The 19,065-nt window shown below is 37.2% G+C and carries 19 protein-coding genes; 11 read left to right on the plus strand and 8 right to left on the minus strand.

All coding sequences use genetic code 11. From position 1 onward, the window contains the following. Positions 1-134: 134 nt before the first annotated feature. Together MLC52_RS04800 and MLC52_RS04805 are read right to left on the minus strand one after the other, a co-directional pair. Entirely contained in the window at positions 135-671 is a 537-nt protein-coding gene (locus tag MLC52_RS04800; RefSeq protein WP_434581455.1) for a HyaD/HybD family hydrogenase maturation endopeptidase, read from the minus strand. After that, a complete protein-coding gene (locus MLC52_RS04805; protein WP_346388633.1) occupies positions 668-1,225 on the minus strand; it encodes a transposase in 558 nt (185 codons plus the stop codon). The genes MLC52_RS04800 and MLC52_RS04805 overlap by 4 nt, the downstream gene beginning before the upstream one ends. Before the next feature lie 244 nt (positions 1,226-1,469). On the opposite strand from MLC52_RS04805, the gene MLC52_RS04810 reads away from it, so the two are divergent. The 10 genes from MLC52_RS04810 (at position 1,470) to MLC52_RS04855 (ending at position 10,208) form a co-directional block, all read left to right on the plus strand. After that, entirely contained in the window at positions 1,470-2,111 is a 642-nt protein-coding gene (locus tag MLC52_RS04810; protein WP_434581456.1) for a hypothetical protein, read from the plus strand. 9 nt (positions 2,112-2,120) lie between these two features. After that, positions 2,121-2,900: a hydrogenase nickel incorporation protein HypB gene (gene hypB, locus MLC52_RS04815; RefSeq protein ID WP_434581457.1), complete on the plus strand. Its 780-nt coding sequence runs from the start codon at positions 2,121-2,123 to the stop codon at positions 2,898-2,900. Between the two features lies 1 nt (position 2,901). Continuing rightward, positions 2,902-3,192 (plus strand): HypC/HybG/HupF family hydrogenase formation chaperone, encoded by a 291-nt coding sequence (locus tag MLC52_RS04820; protein WP_151900565.1) that lies wholly within the window; start codon positions 2,902-2,904, stop codon positions 3,190-3,192. A 1-nt stretch (position 3,193) separates the two neighbouring features. After that, positions 3,194-4,339 carry a hydrogenase formation protein HypD gene (gene hypD / locus MLC52_RS04825; RefSeq protein ID WP_151900564.1) on the plus strand — a complete coding sequence of 382 codons (1,146 nt, stop codon included), beginning with the start codon at positions 3,194-3,196 and terminating at the stop codon, positions 4,337-4,339. Further along, positions 4,336-5,334 (plus strand): hydrogenase expression/formation protein HypE, encoded by a 999-nt coding sequence (gene hypE / locus MLC52_RS04830; RefSeq protein ID WP_434581458.1) that lies wholly within the window; start codon positions 4,336-4,338, stop codon positions 5,332-5,334. Before hypD ends, hypE begins: the two co-directional genes overlap by 4 nt. 94 nt (positions 5,335-5,428) lie before the next feature. Then, entirely contained in the window at positions 5,429-6,292 is an 864-nt protein-coding gene (htpX, locus tag MLC52_RS04835; RefSeq protein WP_434581459.1) for a protease HtpX, read from the plus strand. A gap of 3 nt (positions 6,293-6,295) precedes the next feature. Further along, entirely contained in the window at positions 6,296-7,411 is a 1,116-nt protein-coding gene (locus tag MLC52_RS04840; protein ID WP_434581460.1) for an NAD(P)/FAD-dependent oxidoreductase, read from the plus strand. A gap of 10 nt (positions 7,412-7,421) precedes the next feature. Continuing rightward, positions 7,422-9,095: an enoyl-CoA hydratase-related protein gene (locus tag MLC52_RS04845; protein ID WP_434581461.1), complete on the plus strand. Its 1,674-nt coding sequence runs from the start codon at positions 7,422-7,424 to the stop codon at positions 9,093-9,095. Further along, the gene (gene hypA / locus MLC52_RS04850) at positions 9,088-9,429 is read left to right on the plus strand and encodes a hydrogenase maturation nickel metallochaperone HypA (protein WP_434581462.1); all 342 of its coding nucleotides are present in this window, start codon (positions 9,088-9,090) and stop codon (positions 9,427-9,429) included. Before MLC52_RS04845 ends, hypA begins: the two co-directional genes overlap by 8 nt. A gap of 5 nt (positions 9,430-9,434) precedes the next feature. After that, on the plus strand, positions 9,435-10,208 hold the full coding sequence (locus MLC52_RS04855; protein ID WP_434581463.1) for a DUF695 domain-containing protein: 774 nt from the start codon (positions 9,435-9,437) through the stop codon (positions 10,206-10,208). Between the two features lie 66 nt (positions 10,209-10,274). On the opposite strand, the gene MLC52_RS04860 is transcribed toward MLC52_RS04855, so the two are convergent. Beyond that, positions 10,275-11,528 carry an NAD(P)/FAD-dependent oxidoreductase gene (locus tag MLC52_RS04860; protein ID WP_434581464.1) on the minus strand — a complete coding sequence of 418 codons (1,254 nt, stop codon included), beginning with the start codon at positions 11,526-11,528 and terminating at the stop codon, positions 10,275-10,277. Positions 11,529-11,554: 26 nt separating this feature from the next. Between MLC52_RS04860 and MLC52_RS04865 the strand changes: the two genes are divergently transcribed. Beyond that, positions 11,555-12,208 (plus strand): tRNA-uridine aminocarboxypropyltransferase, encoded by a 654-nt coding sequence (locus MLC52_RS04865; RefSeq protein ID WP_434581465.1) that lies wholly within the window; start codon positions 11,555-11,557, stop codon positions 12,206-12,208. Here the strand turns inward: MLC52_RS04865 and MLC52_RS04870 are convergent. From MLC52_RS04870 to MLC52_RS04890, 5 genes are all read right to left on the minus strand, one after another. Then, positions 12,205-12,600 (minus strand): DUF6858 family protein, encoded by a 396-nt coding sequence (locus MLC52_RS04870; RefSeq protein WP_434581466.1) that lies wholly within the window; start codon positions 12,598-12,600, stop codon positions 12,205-12,207. The two genes, MLC52_RS04865 and MLC52_RS04870, sit on opposite strands and share 4 nt — an antisense overlap. Positions 12,601-12,670: 70 nt before the next feature. Next, positions 12,671-13,345: a YggS family pyridoxal phosphate-dependent enzyme gene (locus tag MLC52_RS04875; RefSeq protein ID WP_151900554.1), complete on the minus strand. Its 675-nt coding sequence runs from the start codon at positions 13,343-13,345 to the stop codon at positions 12,671-12,673. 86 nt (positions 13,346-13,431) lie between these two features. Further along, on the minus strand, positions 13,432-15,537 hold the full coding sequence (brxL, locus tag MLC52_RS04880; protein ID WP_434581467.1) for a protease Lon-related BREX system protein BrxL: 2,106 nt from the start codon (positions 15,535-15,537) through the stop codon (positions 13,432-13,434). A 39-nt stretch (positions 15,538-15,576) separates the two neighbouring features. Continuing rightward, positions 15,577-18,045: a BREX-1 system phosphatase PglZ type A gene (gene pglZ / locus MLC52_RS04885; RefSeq protein WP_434581468.1), complete on the minus strand. Its 2,469-nt coding sequence runs from the start codon at positions 18,043-18,045 to the stop codon at positions 15,577-15,579. After that, a complete protein-coding gene (locus MLC52_RS04890) occupies positions 18,046-19,041 on the minus strand; it encodes a PDDEXK nuclease domain-containing protein (protein ID WP_434581469.1) in 996 nt (331 codons plus the stop codon). It abuts the gene before it with no gap. Positions 19,042-19,065 lie beyond the last annotated feature (24 nt).

The raw sequence follows: 19,065 nt of genomic DNA on the forward strand, positions 1-19,065 counted from the left end.
ATATTAATATATGAATGTTCATTCATTTTTAAGATTTTGGATGCAACTACGACTTTTTCATGATAATGCAGATATGAGATATATCCACAACTCCTGTAATTCCTCAAAGTTCAAAGCAAATTATTGCATCTGCATTATCGGCTTACAGGGTTTTTGAAACTTTCAATAATAGCTTCCAATGAGACAGGATGTTCATTTTTGCTTACTTGAATTCCCTCTTTTTGCAAGACAGCAATGACAGTATCAATATATGTACCAAAAGTCTCCTGCATAGTCATACTTAATCCTATACATACATCAATTTTTTGTGGCACTATACCGATGATACTCGATTTAGGGATCTCTTTTCCCATAAGTTCTAAAATATCAAAACACTGCAACACACCTATTTCATGTGCTCCGCCGGAATTGAGACCATATCCTGTAAGCTCATTTGATGGTATATGATAGATACTGCCGGGTTTGTCATCTATCTCAATGGCATCAAGAATGATGATATGTTTATACTCCATAAAAAGATTTAAGAGATTTATGCCTTCAACACCGCCGTTGAGAATATCTGTCTGCGGAGAAAATGTGTAGTTTTTTTCCAGGTATTGTGAAGCATAGACAGCTACACCATCATCAAATTCTAAAATGTTTCCTACGCTCAGGAGTGCCAGTTGTTTCATGTCTGCTCTTTAAAATAATTTTGTATGAGAAGTTCTAAAGCTTCTTCTTTTGAATAATTGAATTTAAATTCAAACTCTTTGAGATAATAGTCAAAAAGTTTATGGGAAACACCTTTATATACAAGAATCGATTTTTCAAAATATTTCCAAAAATCAAGAATTTTGTTTTCTTTGTTTGAAAGTCGGATGAGTTTGCTTGCTCTTTGAAATTTTTTAAACTCTTTGGTATACGTATCTTCAAGGTTGTCTTCTAGAAACTGATTTTTATATTTTTGCAAAGAGGGCATTAAAAGTGTATAAATATATCCATTATAGTCAAAAGTCAAAAAATTGTATGCATCAAAGATGGCACCGCTTTTATGCTTTTTTGATTTTTCTATATAAAAATATTCTTCATATTCTACGGCATTGTCTCTTATTTTCATATAATGTTCTTCACTGATATTTGCACAAAGCATTCTGAAATCCTGATAATAGTTTTTTGCACAGACATAAGAGATATGCAGCAGTTTCGATGCATCTAAAGCACTTTTGTTGTCTAAAAAAGCCTCCATCAGAAAAAGTACTGTATTTACTCTTTTTATTGAAAGCTTTTTTTTGCATTGTGAACATTTGATATTGTGTGAATGCAGACGATACATGTAACCACCGCAATATAAACATTCGGTTTGCCATTGCATTGTAACTCCAAAGTTCTAAAATTATATAAGAAATACTGCTTTTTAGCTTTCTTTTACATAATATAGTATAAAATCTTTTAAACCTGAATAAACATTCATTTTTAAAGGATAAAACTTTATGGAATTAGGATATATGATAATCTTCTATTACGGGATACTTCATGCGTTTGGGCCTGACCATTTAACAGCTATTGCGGATTTTTCTATCGGAAAGTCTATGAAAAAAACCATGATGATTACAGTTATGTTTGCATTTGGCCACGGATTGACACTTTTTATGTTTGCAAAGATCTTAGAGGTGTATCGATTGCCTGAGGCAATAACAGCATATGGGGATATTATCTCTTCAACTGTTATTATCGGAATGGGAATATATCTTTTGTATATGGTCTATACGGACAAAATCCATCTCAACAAACATATGCATGACGGAAAAGAACATATTCATATCTATTTTGGAAAAGAGCATACACATACCGAAAATATAGAAACAGCATCAGCATGGACCATGGGAGCGCTGATGGGTATGGGCGGAGTACGAGGTATGCTTGTTACTCTTGGTGCTCTTCATGACAAGAGTATAAATTTCGAGATGATACTCTTTTTCATAGCAGGGGTAAGTATTGTGTTTGTTTCTTTCGGAAGCATTATTTTATATCTCAACAAAGAAGTTTTGACAAACAAAAAGAATGTAAGAAGAGTCTTTACAACAGCCGGTTTCATATCGGTTCTTGTAGGTGCTGATATGTTATTAGGATAAGGAGAAAACATGTGTGCAGATTGCGGATGCAGTATAACAGGAACAACTTTAGGAGATGGGCATCACCATCATCACGACCATAGCCATGAACACCAGGCAGCACATGAAACACTGCATCATAACCCACAGCTTAATGATTCTAAAACGATCAGTGTCATTACAAAAATTCTGGATAAAAACAATCATGAAGCAGGACATAACCGTGCCCATTTTGATAAACACAATGTCTTGAGTATTAATCTGATGAGCAGCCCCGGAAGCGGAAAAACGACACTTTTGGAGCATATGGCTGATATGGCTGATTTTAAGTTTGGAGTCATCGAGGGTGATTTGGAAACGAGCAGAGATGCTGAGCGGATTAAAGCAAAAGGGATACCGGCATATCAGATTCAAACAGGCAGTGCCTGTCATTTGGATGCTTTTATGGTACATAAGGGTCTGCATGAAATGCCTCTTGAAGAGATTGATGTCTGTTTTGTGGAAAATGTCGGCAATCTTGTCTGTCCTGCATCTTATGATGTCGGTACACATCTGAATATTGTCCTTGTTTCGGTTCCTGAGGGGAGTGACAAGATAGAAAAATATCCTGTAATGTTTCGTCAGGCTGATTTGATACTTATTACAAAAACGGATTTGCTTGAGCATTTTGAGTATGATGTGGAACATGAAAAAAATGAAGCACGAAAAATCAAGCCAAATGTAGATATTTTGGAAGTAAATATCAAAGACAAAGCCTCCGTTGAAAAAGTGATAGACTGGATAGAGTTTAAAAGAAAGATGAGAGGGTAATATGTGCTTATCAATACCAAGCAAAGTAGTAAAGATAGACAAAGAGCGTAATGTTGCGGTTGTTGATACTATGGGTATCACAAGAGAGGCAGGACTCGAACTTATGGAAGAAGATGATGTACAAATCGGTGATTATGTATTATTGCATATCGGTTTCATTATGAACAAAATAGATGAAGAGGATGCCCTCGAATCACTCAGAGTTTATAATGAAATTTTAGAAAAACTTGATGAGGAAGAGCGGCGTTCTTTGGTTGAAGAGGATGATAACTGTCCAAACAGAGGTGCATAAAATGAGCCAACTCCAGTTAAAAGATCTGTATGACGGTTTTCGAAATCCTGAGGTAATCGAGGGTTTTGCAAAACTTATAAACGAAGAGGCAAAAAAACTTCCAAAACCGGTTAATATCATGGAAGTCTGTGGCGGTCATACACACTCTATCATGAAATTTGGTCTCCCGCAGCTTCTGCCAAAAAATATAAACTTTATCCACGGACCGGGATGTCCTGTATGTATTATGCCAAAAGAGCGGATTGATCATGCCTACATATTGGCAGAGCTTGATGATACGATTTTGGTAACACTCGGTGATATGATAAAAGTACCCGGAAGCCACGGCAGTCTGCAGGATGCTCGTGCAAAAGGTGCGGATGTGCGTTTTGTCTATTCTCCGCTTGATACACTCAAAATTGCTCAGGAAAATCCGGATAAAAAAATAATCTTTTTTGCCATCGGTTTTGAGACAACAACGCCTATGACAACTTCACTTATAGATATTGTTATTAAAAAAGAGATAAAAAACATTTTCTTTCATATCAACCATGTCACGGTTCCTGAAGTCATGGTGGAGCTTATAGACAGCAGAGATGAACATGTAGACAGCTATAACAACAGAATTGATGCTTTTTTGGGGCCTTCACATGTAAGCGTTATAACGGGAAGTAAAATTTACGAAAAATTCCCAAAAAAGTATAATCGACCTGTAGTTGTAGCAGGGTTTGAGCCGGTCGATGTAATGGAAGCTATCTTGATGATAGTCAGACAGTTCAATGAAGGCAGATGCGAACTTGAAGTGGAGTACAAACGACTTGTTTCGTATGACGGCAATAAAAAAGCACAGGCACTTATAGAGAAGTATTTTGAAAAAGCCTCTCTTTTTAAATGGCGGGGACTTGGAAATATTCCCGATAGCGGATACAGACTCAAAGACGAATATGCTTATCTTGATGCGGAACATATTTATGCTGATATTTTACCAAAAGAGGAGATAGAGGACCATAAGCTTTGTATCTGCGGTGATATACTTCGAGGAATGGCAAAACCAAACGAATGTACGATCTTTGGTACAGCCTGCAAACCGCAGACACCGCTTGGCAGCTGTATGGTCAGCAGTGAGGGTGCCTGTGCGGCGTATTATAAATATGGAAATCTATTATGAACAAACAGATAACTTTGGCCATGGGTAACGGCGGAGAAGAGAACAACGAGCTTATCTCCAAAATTTTTTACAAAGCGTTTAAAAATGAGATATTGCAAAAGAGTGAAGATGCCGCGGTGATACATGGCGGCGAACTTGCATTTTCTACAGACAGTTTTACGGTAAGCCCTCTTTTTTTTCCGGGAGCAGACATAGGAAAGCTGGCTGTATGCGGTACATGTAACGATCTTGCCATGATGGGTGCAAAGCCGAAATATCTTACATGCAGTGTTATTATAGAAGAGGGGTTTTCAACCCGTGAACTTGAAAAAATAGTGCGCAGTATGAAAAAAGAGCTTGAAGTCAATGGTGCTGTAGTTGTCAGCGGTGATACAAAAGTTGTTCCCCGTGGCAGTGTTGACAAAATCTTTATCAATACAACAGGAATAGGAGAAATCCAAAAAAAAGGGATAAGCTCCAACAATATCACAACTGATGATGTTATTTTGCTGAGTCGTGATATTGGATGTCATGGTGCAACCATCTTTTGTGCTCGTGAGGGAATAGAACTCTCAACTACTTTAGAGAGTGATTGTGCATCACTGACCCATCAGGTGCAGGCTTTGCTCGATGCAGGTGTGAAAGTCACTGCTATGCGGGATGCAACGCGTGGCGGAGTCAGTGCCGTACTGAATGAATGGGCAAAACAATCCAATATCTGTATAGAAGTGCAAGAAGATGCTGTTCCTGTTTCGCAGGAGGTAAACGGAGTATGTGAGATGTTGGGGTTTGAAGCACTCAACCTTGCAAATGAAGGTACTTTTGTTTTGGCAGTGAAAAAAGAAGATGCACAAAAAGCACTTGATATACTGCATGTTTTTGAAAATTCCAAAAATGCTGTTACAATTGCCAGTGTCACTAAACAATACAGTCAAAAAGTTATATTGTTAAGCCCGTACGGAACAAAAAGGTTTTTAGATACCCCTACAGGGGAACTTTTGCCCCGTATCTGTTAAGGGTTTTCAGAGGCGCGCTTAAGCTACTTATGTAGCAAAAGAGCATAAAAAAAGAAGCTACAATAAATTATAATTTTTTTATAAAGGGAAAACTATGTCTTTCATTATGTTAATAGTAATGAACCTGGCTGTTATGGCATCACTGTATGTAGCACTTTTTATTCTAAGCAGTTTTTTTGGTATTTATATTGATCAACAGAGTATGAGTGGGCTTTTTATGATGGCTGCACTTTTTGGTTTTGGTGGAAGTTTTATTTCTCTTTTTATGTCAAAATGGATGGCTGTCAGAGGTATGGGTGTGGAGCTGATAGATACACCGCAAAACAGTTTTGAAGAGTGGCTGTTGGGTACAATTCACAAGCTTTCAGTTGAGGCAAATATAGGTATGCCGGAAGTTGGTATATTTGATGCACCACCGAATGCGTTTGCAACAGGCTGGGATAAAAACAATTCTCTTGTTGCTGTGAGTACCGGACTTATTGAGAGTATGGACAAAGATGAAATAGAGGGCGTTCTTGCACATGAGATAAGCCATATAAAAAATGGTGATATGGTTACGATGACACTTATGCAGGGGGTTTTGAATACTTTTGTCATATTTGTCTCCCGTTTACTTGCTTCTATGGTTGCGCGGGACAGAAACGGCAATACAAACCATATGATGTATTTTGCGATAAGTTTTGCCTTAGAGATGATTTTTTCTCTGTTTGCTACTGCTATACTGATGTGGTACTCAAGACACAGAGAGTATCGTGCAGATGAAGGGGCTGTTGACTTGAGCGGACCACAGGGAATATACTATGCACTGGCGAAATTAGGGCGTATTCCAAAAGAAGAATTGGCACTCAGTGATGATTACAGAGCATTTGGAATAGTCGGATTTTTAGGAAGTTTTTTTGCCTCACACCCTCCTATAGAAGCACGACTTGAACATATACAGGAATACAGCAGAAGGTAACAGATGAACAGAAAAAAAAGAGTTATTATTCTCGGTGGTGGCTATGGCGGTATCAAAACACTGGAAACTTTGGCCAACAATGAAAACATCGAGGTAACGCTGATAGATAAAAACCGCTATCATTATCTGCAGACAGAAAGTTATAATCTTGTTGCATTGAACAGTTCTTTGGATGATATCATCATCCCTTTGGACAGTCTTGTCAAAGGGATAGATAAAAATTTTTGTTTTATCCAGGATGAAGTTTTCAAGGTGGATACACATACGGTTACATGTAAAGAAGGAGAATATTTTTTTGACTATCTCATAATAGCAGTAGGGGTAAAGACACTGCTTCCTTCTATTTTTAAAAATGATCATCTTTTTGAAGTTAAAAATCTCTCAAATGCTTTGCATTTGAAACAATCTTTTGAGGACACCATCGTAAAACATCTCAAAAAAGAGAAAAAAAATACGAACATAGTTGTTATCGGCGGCGGTTCGAGTGGTGTTGAGATTGCTGCTGAGATGCAAAATTATCTTTTAAAATCAAATTTGGCACAGGAGATACAAATCTCTTTGATTGCAGATGCTTTTTTGAGTGAACTTGATGAACACTCCAGAAAAAAAGCACTGCAAACTTTACAAAACAGCGGCATACGCATACTGCAAAAAATGGTACAAAAAGTTGAAGCAAACAGCTTGCACCTTGAGGATGAGCTCATAGAGTTTGATTTTGGGGTTGTAGCCATTGGACTCGAAGTAAGTGAATTTATAAAAAATCTTGGCTTTGAAAAAGAGAAAAATCTTTTAAAGGTCGATGAGTATCTGCGAGTAGATGAACATATATTTGCTATCGGGGATTGTGCATTTTTAAAAGACAAAACAGGTGAACCGTTACCGCAAACCGCGCAAACCGCAGAACAAAGCGGAGTCATCGCTGCAAAAAATATCCTCCGTACAATCAAACAAAAACCGCTTATCAAAGCAAATATAAAAATTTACGGTCTGGCCATAGCCCTTGGAGGAAAATTTGCCATTGCAACAGCATCATTTGTAAAAGTAGATGGAATACTCGGGTATTTGGGAAAAAAAGCGATAGAACAGTTTTACAAAATTCCGCTTAAGCTTAAGTCATAAGTTTTTTTAAATGAAAATTACTCTTCTTGTCAGTGCCTTTAATTCCTTGACACAGGTGGCATATACTTACTTTAAAGACAGAAAGTACAGTGTTGATGTGGTATTTGCCATCAATGAACAACAGATGATAGATGAGGTTTTTTGTTTTGGCCCCGATTTTATTTTGTGTCCGTTTTTAAAGAAGTTTGTACCCAAAGAGATTTATGAAAACATTGATACCTACATTGTCCATCCTGGTGTACTGGGTGACAGAGGGGCGTATGCGATAGATAATGCCATCAGGCTTGACAAAAAAGAGTGGGGAGTTACTGTTCTTAAAGCAAATGGAGAGTTTGACAGTGGTGATGTTGTCATTACACAAAATTTTGGGATGCGGCAAGCTTACAAAGCAAGTATATACAGAAATGAAGTCATAACAACTTTTTACAGTATGCTTGACGGTTTTTTAGAAAATATACAGGGTAAAAAGTTTACATCGCAGTCAAATTTACCGATGCATCAGGCTCTGTCTCAAAAAGACAGAGCGATTGACTGGCAGAAAGACACAACACAGGAGATTCTAAAAAAAATATATATGAGTGATTCGCATCCTGGAGTAAAAGATGAAATTTTAGGAGTAGAATGTTACCTGTACGGAGCATGGAGAGAGGAAAAACTAAAAGGTAAACCAAAAGAGATTCTTGCCAAACGAGACGGTGCCATCTGTCTGGGAACTGTTGACGGAGCGGTCTGGATTACCCATCTCAAAGAGCCAAACCGTTTCAAACTTCCTGCCACCTATGTTTTAAAAGAGCGATTGCAAGGTGTCAAAGAGCAAAGACTGCCTTTGATTTTTGACAAAAGTTATAAAACTTTTTATGAAATAAGCTGTGATATAAAAGAAGAAGTGGCATATTTGTATTTCAATTTTCACAACGGTGCCTTCAGCAGTGACAAGTGTATGAAATTAAAATATGCTTTTGAATATATCAAAGAGCAGGTAAAAATTGTTGTGCTGATGGGCGGAGAGGATTTTTTCAGTAATGGCATTCATCTGAATATTTTAGAAGACAGTAAAAAAAACGGCGAAGACGGCTGGAGCAATATCAATGCAATGAATGATTTGGTAAAAAGTGTTTTGTTTGCCGATGATGTAGTCACTGTAGCTTCTCTTCATAAAAATGCGGGAGCAGGCGGTGTTTTTTTGGCACTTGCCTGTGATTATGTTGTGGTAAAAGAAGGGGTTGTGCTTAATCCCCACTATAAAACATTGCGCCTCAGTGGCAGTGAGTATCACACCTACAGCTTACCAAAGCGGGTCGGTAAAGAGTATGCTGAGAAGATTTTAGAGGAGTGTCTGCCTTTGAGTGCAGGCAAAGCAAAAGAGACAGGTTTGGCGGACAAACTTTTTGCTCACAAAGAGTACAGAAAAGAACTTGAAAATTTTTGTTTGGAACTTATTTGTGATGAGGAAAAATTAGAAGATTTTTTATGGGACAAAGAGGAATACATAGAATCACATAAAAAACAGATAGAGCATCATCGTGAAGAAGAAATAGCAGTGATGTACCCGGAATTTTGGGAAGAAGGCAGCTCTTTTCATAAAAAACGCTATGAATTTGTCTATAAAATATGCCCTTTAGAAACACCACAGCGACTAAAAGCTACAATAACGAATAATCATTCAGGAAAAGTAAATGCATGAGTACAGTGTAGTCCAGGCACTATTGGAACAGATTGAAAATATTGCGGAAGAAAATGAAGCAACAAAAGTAACAAAAATCATTGTAAAAATCGGTGTCATGAGCGGTATAGAAGCGCACCTTCTTGAGGTTGCGTTTAATACCTTTAAGGAAAAGACCATAGCCGACGGTGCGGAGTTTGTCATGAACATTCAGCCGATTGTCATAAAGTGCAACAGTTGTGAAGAAGTCAGTGAACTTGAAAAAATTCATTACTGTTGTCAAAGTTGTGGTTCGGTTGATGTCGATGTAACAGACGGGGAAGATATGTTCCTTATGAGTTTGGAAATGGAGTAAAGAAAATGCAAGAGTATTGGGAAGCGTATATGAAGCCTGTAGACGGGCATGCGGCGATGGTATCATTGAATGCTGGTGTGGCGGACAGCGTGCCGGATGAAGAGTACATGTATGTAGGATTTGTCAAAGTAAAATTGAATAATCCAAAAGAGGACGGTTTGGTTTGGGAACAAGAGGGCGATGATGTCGGATTTATAGAAGACAGGCTGGAGATGGAGTCTTTGCGGTATCGCAACGGAAAATATATAGGACGTATTATTACACAGGGTGCAGTAAATTTTATTTATGCTCTGAAAATGGATTTTGAATGGAAAAATACAGTTGAAGATGCGATGAAACATTTTCCTGAGTATAGCTATGAGTTTGGATCACGCATAGACAGCGAATGGGAGGTTTATCAAAAACTTCTCTTTCCGACTGTAAAAGAGTGGCAGATCATCACCAATCATCATGCCTGCGACAACCTTAAAGAACAAGGTGATGACCTTCATCAGGCAAGGGCAATAGAACATAAAAGCTACTTTACATGTAATGATGACAGAGAAGGATTTGTGCAAAAAATTCAGGAGATGGGATTTGCAGAGCAAAAAAGAAGTGAAGTGCCTTTTAGAGATGAAACAATGTACGGTATTTCTTTTTACAGAAAAGACAAGCCTTTTTATTATGACATAGATGCTTTGACTGTGGAACTTATAGATGTAAGTGAAGCTTATAATGGAAAATATGACGGTTGGGAGTGTGCTCTGGTAAAACCACTATGGCAGACTCAAAAAAAGTAAAGTTTGTATTTTCGATACTTTCTTGAAACCTGGGTTTCAACCTCACTGTCATTAAGTGAAGCTTTTTTATTTTAAAAGTTTGCCTGCAAGAAAGCCACTGGCAAAGCTCCATTGCAGGTTGTATCCTCCGCAGGGACCGTCAAGGTTCATAACCTCGCCGCAAAAATACAAACCGTCCATAATCTTACTCTGCATTGTTTTAGGATTGATCTCTTTGAGGGAGATGCCGCCTCTTGTTATCATTGCCATTTTGAAGCCGTCATGTCCTGTAACGGTGAGGGGTGTCCATGCCAAGAGTGAAATAAGTCTGTCTCGTTTTTTCCCTTCGAGTTTTTTGTATGGTGTGTCTGGCTCTATGTCTGCTAATCGGCACAGCTCAAGGCCAAGTGCTTCCGGTAAAAGAGTTTTAAGCAGTTGCAAGATGTTTGTCATATTTTCTTTTGCACTCTCTTTTTTAAAATGTTCGCGTATCTGTTCCTCATTTTTTCCCTTTGTCAGATTCAACAGCAGTGGCACTTCACCGTATTTTTTTAAAAGCGGTGTGACTTCTCTGGCAAAATCAAGCACAACGGGTCCTCGTATGCCGGAGTTTGTAAAAATCAAATCACCCTTTGCCCGCAGTTTTTTATGTTTTTTCAGATTGACACGCAGTTCAACCTTGGCAATGGTGTCAGCCCGACAGTTTTTGACCCAGCTCTCTTTTGTTTTTAAGGGCATCATGGCAGGGGAGAGGTCGGTTACTTTATGCCCGATTTCACTGGCAAGATTGTAGCCGTCACCCTCAGCACCAAGCACAGGGTAACCAAGCCCACCGGTTGCGATGATGACATTGGGTGCATAAAAGATATCTGTTTGTGTTTTAACCCCGTCTATGTGATTGCCGGTTGCCAAAAGCCTTGTGGTTCTTTGGTTACATGTAACGCTGACGCCGAGTCTGAGCATCTCTTTTTGGAGCCCGGCAATGATGGTGGCAGAAGAGTGTGATGTGGGAAAAATTCTAAATCCGTCAGGGGCATGGGTCTCTACGCCGATTTCATCCATAAAAGTGACGAGAGCTTTGTTGTCAAAGGCTTTGAGTGCATCTTGCATAAAACGCCCCTCTCTTCCAAAACGTGCCATGAAATCTTCATTTGAAAGGGTGTTTGTAAGATTGCATCTGCCACCGCCTGTGGCTTTTAGTTTGGAAGCTATTTTTGAGAGTTTTTCCAAAAGGAGGACTTTTTTGCCTTCACGTGCCGCAACTATTGCTGCAATGATTCCGGCTGCACCGCTTCCGACAACGATGACATCATAATGTTTTTTATTCTCTGGTTCAATCATTCTGTAATTTTAGTATAATTGCATTAATGAAAACTTATTACGGCGACAGAGAAAAATGTTATAAGTGTTACAGACCCAAAAGTTCCTGCATGTGCGGGCATTTTGAGCATATACAGACACAAACAAAATTTATCATTTTGATGCACCCCAAAGAGTTTAAAAAGGTCAAAAACAATACAGGGCACTTCACGCATCAGAGTCTTGACAATTCCGAACTTTTTGTCGGCATAGACTTTACATGTAACACCAGAATTAATGAGATTATTGCCACACATGAGAGTTATATACTTTTTCCCTCAGAAGATGCTGTGAACCTGACAACTGCAAATCCAAAAAGAAGCCAAAAGCCTCTGGCGATTTTTTTGATAGACTCTACGTGGAGCTGTACAAAAAAGATGTTTACACAAAGCAAAAACCTGCAAAAACTCAAACATATGAGTTTTACAACGACAAAAACGTCACAATATCAAATAAAAATACAGCCGGATGAAAATTATCTCTCTACAATAGAATCGACTTTGGTTGTTTTGGAGTTGTTGCAGGAGTGGAAAATAGAGCAGATTAAAGAAGAACAGTTAGCCGGTTTTTTAAAACCGTTTCATGCAATGATAGCGTACCAAAAAGAGCTGATACAAAATCCACGCTCTCACGCGGTACGCTTTAAGAGAAGAGTAAACTAGGCTTGAGTTTTTAGTGCCTGTACCCATTCATAAACAACGTTTTGGAGTTGTTCATTTGGAACTTCTAAAAAACTGATCTCAAAACTGTCATCCAATTCACAAACACCTATGCTTCTGGGACGCACTGCAAGCATTTTAGCATTTGGCAGCTGTTTGCCAAAACAAAATACAATGTTTTTTGCATCTTTGATTTCAGGGGCAATAGTAGCGTCCTGTAATGAGGATGTGTGTTGATAGTGATCGAAAATCGCTATAAAAGTAGCTACAGGGTGTTCTTGTATGCGTTCTTGAAAATATGCAATAATTTCATCTGCATTTTTGAAACTTGTTTCATTTTTCTTTACATGTAATGAAAAGACGGGATACTTATCCATAAAATTTGTTTTTGTCATCAGCTAATCCTAATTATAATTTTGCTTAAAGTATATCTTATAATAATTATAATTAGATTAGATAAAAAACTTACTTGGGAAACATAATGGAGCCAAGGCGAACCATATTTGACCCGCACTCAATAGCGAGCTCAAAATCCTGGCTCATTCCCATAGAACAGATTGTTGCATTTGGAAGCTGCTCATAGATTGCATGGGTCGTCTCAAAACTTTTTCTTACAAGCTGCTCATCATCACTGTGTGCGCCTATGCTCATAACACCTTTAAGGTGTATGTTCGGACACTCCTGCATAATCTGCTTGTAGGTTTCTATGGCATCCTCAGGCATAACACCGTGCTTGCTCTCTTCTTTTGCCGAATTGATTTGCAAAAGGCACTCAAGTGTCATCTCTTTTGCCAGAAGTCTTTTTTGCAGTTCATGGGCAAGTTCCAATGAATCAAGTGCCTGAAAAAGACTTGGATTAATATCTAAAAGGTTGTTGATTTTGTTTTTTTGCAGATTGCCTATAAAATGCCATTCAAGCGGCAATTCTTCAAGCTCTTTTGCTTTTGCTTTTAAATCCTGTACCTTATTCTCTCCAAAAGCACGCTGACCGATATGGTAAAGTCTTTTTATCTCATCAGCCGTTGAGTATTTGCTCACAGCAACAATTTTTACTATATGGTGTTCACTTACCTTAAGACGTGCCGTCTCAACCCGTCTGATAACATCATCTATATATAATTTGTATTCAATTTCGTCCATTTTCTTATCCTGTTACTCTGTTAATATTATTTGTAAAAATGTTACATGTATTTATTGATATTTGCAATTATATCAAAAATTACACTTTACTCTACACCAAGAGCTTTAAACACGGCATCAACAGGATCTGAATAAATAATCAACTGAAACTTACTCATCAGTTCTGGTGGAACTTTTGCCATTTGTGCCATATCAACAGCGGGAATCAGTATTTTTTTTGCTCCGCTGTCACTTGCAATTTGCAGAGCATTCGGGAGACTCTCTGTGCCGATAATTGTTCCGCCTATACTCATACTTCCAAGAACTACCATTTGTGACAGTAATGGTTTTTCAAGAACACCGCTGCATAAAGATATAAATATAGCTAACTCAATATCTTTTGATTTGCCTATACCGTTAAGATCACTTGCTTTTAAGTGATAGTCAAAATCTTTATACTTTGCATTCAACGAAACACGGTGTAAATTTGCCTGTATGTAGTTAGTAGCTTCTTTTATCTCTTCTTTAACAGCAGTTCCGCTAAACCCTGTTGTATCAAGCTTTCCTCCACCTGCCATTACCTGCAAGTCTAATCTAAACAAGCCTTTATGACCGTTATCCGGATTGTATGAGACTGTATATAATGAACCGTTTGGAAGTTGTCCGTTGGGGATTAAAGCATTTCCTCCACTCTCAGGCACAGCAACTCTTATCTCACTGTCATCTTCTATGTCAATGTATGAAAAATTTACATCGTAAAACTCCATGCCTCCAATCTTTTTGAGTTGCTCTTTTATGCGTCTTCTCCCAACAAGTGCATACTCCAATACAACTCTTACGTCTTCTTTATCATAAACACCATTTGGATGCATAAGTTTTAAAAGACCGCTTACCGTTTTTTTTACAGCACGACTGTCTCTTTGATTCAAATCCTTTCCAAGTTTAAAATACTTATCGATAGCATTGGAAAAGTTCATCTTTTGGAGCTCTCTCATCCACTCCGCCATAAAGTCTGTAATGAAGCCATACTCATTGGTAAAGAATTCAGTTCTCATTTTAGGGATTTCCCACCCTGGAAGATAGTTGTGGAAACGGTCAAAAAAAGCAGTGTCAATCATTTCTTTTGGAAAAGGAGAGAGCAGATGTGAAGTTTTTATGATGTTCTCTATGCTCCCGTCAATGTTTCCAACAAATACAAATGAAGCTTTAGCTTGTTTCTGTTCTTTACCGCGAGCAAATGACCCAGACTCCATATAATCTTTCATAATCTGTATGCCGTCTTTATCTTTGAAGTTTATTCCTGCTACTTCATCAAATGCTACAATATCCCAGTTCCCCACAAGACCAATAGTTCTGCTGCTCATATTGTAAAAAAGGTTTGCAACAGTTGTTTGACCGCCACTTACAAGGATGGAGTTAGGTGAAATCTCTTTATATACAAATGATTTACCCGTTCCGCGAGGTCCAAGCTCACACATATTGTAGTTGTTCTCTACAAAAGGAATGAGACGGGCCAATAAGTGCCATTTAGTGTTAGTATCAAAGTTAGTCGGCTCCATTCCGGAACTTCTTATGATTAAGTCCATCCATTCATCATTAGTGAATTTACCTCTCCCAGCTTTGAAGTCTTCCATATCCATATTTGGCATCTGAATAGGTTTGAGGTCTTGTATATGAAAAGGACTTGCACCTTTTGCATTTTCATCATAGTAGTATTCAAGAGTGACGATTACCCATATACCACCTGCAAGTAACTTTTGGTATTTTTTTACATACTCCTCATTGATAACTATTTTTTTAATACCAAGGTTAGAGAACTCTGCTTCATAAACATCATCATTTTCATTCAGTTTTACAGATACTTTATCTATAACTTTATAACGACCTTTCTCTTTTATACGAGACTTTATAAGCTCTTTTTCATCTGGTCTTACATAGTTCTTGGCAAGTATGTCTTTAACCTTGGCAACACCCTCAAGGATGAGCTCTTCATTATCAGTTGCACAATACATACCAAGCAGATACTCTAAAACATAGATAGGAACATTGGCTCCCTCTTTAATACTTTTAGTCAAATCTTTTCTTACTACTTTACCTATAAACTCTCTATTTAACTTAGTATTTAAATTTTCGTCTTGATTTTCGTCTTGATTTTGCATCCCGTTCTTCTCTGCCTCTGCACCCTGTTCATTTTTGCCAAAAAATCCAAACATTCTTAAAATCCTTATTATTATATTGTATATTTTCATTCATTAAAAACCATCATCAAAATCATTGAAAAAGGATAATGCCAATTTTACTTTAATCTCTTTATATATTGGGGTTTCACTGCTGCCATCAAGTACCTTTTTTGTTACAAGTCTGATAGTCTGGTTATTATACTCATTTATATTTTGCCTGAAGGTCATCTTAAATTTTGTTTCTCTGTTTGTATCATATTGCTCTGTAGAGTTAAATGTATGCTTGATCTCATCAGAGAGCAATACACCCTCAGCACTTTCAAATGCAATCTTTAATGTAACAGGCTTCGTTTTGTCATCTGCTATTTCTGATTGAAACAGGGACACATTCACTGTATTTGTAGATATACTCCTAAGAGGTATAATATCCACATTCACCTCTTTTATATCTTTTTTTCCTTTGCCGACATTGACTTCAATGAGTGGTATAACCAACTCTTGCAGCGAAGCTCCGCCATGCACAAAACGGTTGCCTCCGCCTTGCACTCTGATTTTATTTATAGACTTTGGTATGAGGTATTCGTTATCTCCGCTAATCCCTAAATCTGCACCACTGTATTTATGCACACAAGTGCCACTCTCCAGGTTTTTGCCTATGATAAATCTTCTGTTTTGTTTGATGACATCTTGCACTTCAACTTTGCAGAACTCACTCTCAAGGGTCGCTTGATTAGTATAAAGAAAACCGTGGTCACTTGTTATGAGTATATTTGAGCCATTGAAGTTAGCAATTTGTTTGATGATTTTAATGATACTAAGAAATGTGCTTTGCACGGCATCAAATGTTTTTATCTCGTTTTTTTCTCCCATCTTGTCAATCTCATCATGGTAGATATAAACTACACTTGCATTTTTTACTAACGCTCTGCCTTCCTCTCTTTTATATTTCAAAAAATCTTCATAGCCGATAGCAAAAGCATTTTCATCATACGATTTCAGAATTTTATCTCTGTTTGCCATGCCGGATGAACTCTTGTCATCTGCAAATACAATGTCGTTCTTATCTTTGATGCTGAGTTCTTTATGCGGCAATAAACTTGCCATTCCAAGCTGTGTATATGACGGCAATGAACTCAGCATGGCTTTACATGTAGCAGAAAATCTGTCTCTCTTTTTGTTTTCTGCCAATATTTGTGAAGTGAGTGCAACTCCACACTCATATCTCAGGGCATCTGAAATGATTACAAATACTTTGTTTTTCTTTTGCAGGTATGGTTCAACTTTTGTGTTGTAAAAATTTTGTTGATGCAGGATTGTTGTATTTGTCATATATTTCTGGGCAAACTCTTGCCAGTTATCATTTAACTCTCTTAAATAAGAGTTCAGATACACATCTTCTATCTTGGAGCTGAGCGGCTTTAGCAGTTCAAGATGTTCGGCTTTGCCTGAATAAACGGAATAATCTCTATAATAGCTATCTGCCTTATACCAATGTTTAGCATACTCTTGCAACCCATCTTCAAAATTTTTCATAGTAAGTTTTGTATCTTTTACAAAGTCAAAGAGCAGTGAAGCACTCAGCAGTGCCTTATATATGTTCTTATAACTTTCAAACCAAAATGTATGCTCTCTCATAGTAATGATTTTAGTCATCTCAACAGAGTTAATGCTGTCGTTGTCCAGCTTACGAAGCAGGTGTGATATAACGACTTGATCGCACTTCTCATAAGTATCACAGGAGATTACTTTTGCAATCTCTATATCCGTAATGATATTGTCAATATTTAGCGCATCGCTTATCTCTTTTGAGAGTATCTCAAAACTCTCTTTGTGTCTGCTGCTGTCCATCCAGCTTTTTACAAAAAGTCGTGCATCGGAGTTGAGAGTGCTTTTGCTCTTGTCAATTGAGTAATAGAAATGATTTTGAAAAAGTTTATAGAGCAGGTCTTTGAGACTCTCCCCATCATAAGAGTATTTGGATGTAACAGCTTTGAAGAACTCATTTGCAAGCTTGTATTTGCCCAATGTTTCAAAGTGCCTCTCATGAGAGAAGAGTTTTAGCATAATACTCTCTATATTATCATCACACCCTATACTTACAGCCATTATCTTGAGTGCAAGGGTGTCTTCACTCTCTTTATCATTCAGTAGATTTTTTAGAGCTTCTAAACGGGTTTTGGAGTTGAAAAACCTATCAAACTGACTTACAAACTCTTTGAAACTGACATCAAGACCAAGATTTTGTAAAACAAGGCTGGTTTTATCAGCAGAAAACATATAGTTGGCGATGTTCAAATCAAGCAGCCAGTTCTCTTCATCTTGTGGTGCTTTAGTTGGAGAGTAGATTAAAAACTTATCGTTTGGTTGCAAACTGAGCAGTTGCCGTTTTATGCCAAACTCATTGTTGTCTATGACAAGTTTCTCTACATCTTCCAACTCTATGGCTTCAAACTCATTTTTTAGAGCTTCCTTGTCATCATACCAAAATACTAATCTTTCTTTTTGGAAAATTGTTTTTAATCTTTGTTGTATATCTATCATTTAATTTTTACTCTCTAATTGCATATATAATTCATCTAATTTATCTTGTAATACTTTTTTAGGAATTAACTGAGTTTCATATTCAGATATAACAGTTGGACTGAGGCTTCTGCTAAGAGCATATTCGACCACTTCATCATCTTTAGAAGAACACATTAAAATTCCAATACTTGGATTTTCATCTCTGTTTTTAACATCTCGATCAAGTGCTTCTAAATAAAACTCTAATTGCCCTAAATCACTAGGATTAAATTTACCAATTTTCAATTCAAAAGCAACTAAACACTGCAGGTTTCTATGAAAGAACAGTAAATCAATATAAAAATCTTCCATACCTACTTGAACTCTATACTCCTGTCCAATAAAAGCAAATCCCATCCCTAACTCTAAAATAAACTCTTTTAATGAACTAATTAATGACTTTTGCAAATCTTTTTCACTATGTATTTTGGGTAATCCTAAAAATTCTAATGAATAGATGTCTTTGAACACATTCGTTGTATCTTGTGGTAATTCTCTCACCACTGCTGAGAGTTTTTCATTTGCTAACATTGTTCTTTCAAAAATGGAGCTTTTTAGTTGTCGCTCCAACTCTCTTGAAGATAATTTTTCTTTAATACTCAACAGTATATAGAATTCTCTTTCTTCTGGCTGTTTTGAGTGAGATAGTATTAATAAATTATTTGTCCAAGACAATTCTCTCAGCAGTGCTGAGAGTTTTTCATTATCTTTATAGGTTTCGTAAAATTGTTTCATTCTCCAAAGATTTTTATCACTAAAACCTTTTATAGTTGGGTCATGTAATTTAATATAATTTGCTAACTCTTTAACAATACTTTTTCCCCAGTTTTCTTGTGAAGTTTTTTTAGATATAAAGCTGCCTATATTCCAATATAAATCTATTAAAACAGTATTGACCTGCTTATAAGCCTTTTGTTTAGATAGTTGAATACGATTTAACACTTCATTAAAATCTTCTTTTACTATTTCACTCATTTACACAACTCCGTTATAGGATAA

The sequence above is a fragment of the Sulfurimonas sp. NW15 genome (genome assembly GCF_051132285.1).
Classification (GTDB): Bacteria; Campylobacterota; Campylobacteria; order Campylobacterales; family Sulfurimonadaceae; genus Sulfurimonas; species Sulfurimonas hydrogeniphila.